Origin of the sequence: Sneathia sanguinegens (assembly GCF_001517935.1) — a bacterium.
Taxonomy (GTDB): Bacteria; Fusobacteriota; Fusobacteriia; order Fusobacteriales; family Leptotrichiaceae; genus Sneathia; species Sneathia sanguinegens.
The window spans coordinates 1-1703 of record NZ_LOQF01000021.1 but is presented as its reverse complement, the minus strand read 5'-3'; the positions used below and the strand labels follow the sequence as shown (position 1 = coordinate 1703).

The following is a 1703-nucleotide window of genomic DNA, read 5'->3' as shown; positions in this document are numbered from 1 at the left end:
AACACAAAGATTAGCAAACAAGTGTTCTTGTTTCTCCTTAGAAAGGAGGTGATCCATCCGCACCTTCCGGTACGGATACCTTGTTACGACTTCACCCCAATCGCTATCCACACCTTCAGTACCTCCCCCTTTGCAGTTAGGCCAGTAATTTCAGGTGCAAACAACTCTCGTGGTGTGACGGGCGGTGTGTACAAGACCCGAGAACGTATTCACCGTGACATTGCTGATTCACGATTACTAGTGATTCCAACTTCATGAAGTCGAGTTGCAGACTTCAATCCGAACTAAGAATAGCTTTCTTAGTTTTGCCATGTATCGCTACAAAGCTTCTCTTTGTACTATCCATTGTAGCACGTGTGTAGCCCAGATCATAAGGGGCATGATGACTTGACGTCATCCCCACCTTCCTCCTACTCTTCGTAGGCAGTTTCATTAGAGTCCCCAACTTAATGATGGTAACTAATGATAGGGGTTTCGCTCGTTGCGGGACTTAACCCAACATCTCACAACACGAGCTGTCGACAGCCATGCACCACCTGTCTCTCCGTTCCCGTAGGCACAAGCATACTTCTATGCTCTTCGGAGGATGTCAAGATCTGGTAAGGTTCCTCGCGTTGCGTCGAATTAAACCACATGCTCCACCACTTGTGCGGGTCCCCGTCAATTCCTTTGAGTTTCATTCTTGCGAACGTACTCCCCAGGCGGATCACTTATCGCTTTTGCTTCGGCACAGAGACTTCGAATCCCCACACCCAGTGATCATCGTTTACAGCTAGGACTACCAGGGTATCTAATCCTGTTTGCTCCCCTAGCTTTCGCACTTCAGCGTCAGTTGCTGTCCAGTGAGTTATCTTCATCATCGGCATTCCTACACATATCTACGAATTTCACCTCTACTCGTGTAGTTCCACCCACCTTTCCAGTACTCTAGTTATACAGTTTTGTAGGCAAGCCTATGGTTGAGCCACAGGTTTTCACCTTCAACTTGTTTAACCGCCTAGATGCCCTTTAAGCCCAATAATTCCGGATAACGCTCGCGACATACGTATTACCGCGGCTGCTGGCACGTATTTAGCCGTCGCTTCTTCTGTAGGTACCGTCATTTCTTTCTTCCCTACTAAAAGTGTTTTACAGTCCTAAAACCTTCTTCACACACACAGAATTGCTGGATCAGAGTTGCCTCCATTGTCCAATATTCCCCACTGCTGCCTCCCGTAGGAGTAAGGGCCGTATCTCAGTCCCCTTGTGGCCGTCCACCCTCTCAGGCCGGCTACCTATCATCGCCTTGGTAGGCTTTTACCCCACCAACTAGCTAATAGGATGCAAAGCTCTCATATAGCGTATTGCTACCTTTCATTACTTAGTAATGCTACTACTAACTTATCCAGTATTATCAGAAGTTTCCCTCTGTTATCCCAGTCTATATGGTAAGTTCTTTACACGTTACTCACCCGTCCGCCATGACTTCTTCTAGCAAGCTAGCTCCCATCATCGACTTGCATGTGTTAAGCATTCTGTCAGCGTTTATCCTGAGCCAGGATCAAACTCTTCGTTCTTATCTATCTTTCGATATTCTTTTCACCTTTTTTGTCTTTTCTTAACATCTTGTTTGCTTTTCTTTTCTTAGTGTCCTCGTCTTTATTGACAATCACTATATTACCAAATTTATACTCCTTTGTCAATATCTTTTTTTCGTTTTTTTT

Annotated in this window: 1 rRNA gene; it reads right to left on the bottom strand. The window is 45.5% G+C overall.

The window, feature by feature from the left end:
- Nucleotides 1-41 precede the first annotated feature (41 nt).
- Nucleotides 42-1556: ribosomal RNA gene (locus AWT65_RS06220) — 16S ribosomal RNA — on the bottom strand.
- Nucleotides 1557-1703: the final 147 nt, after the last annotated feature.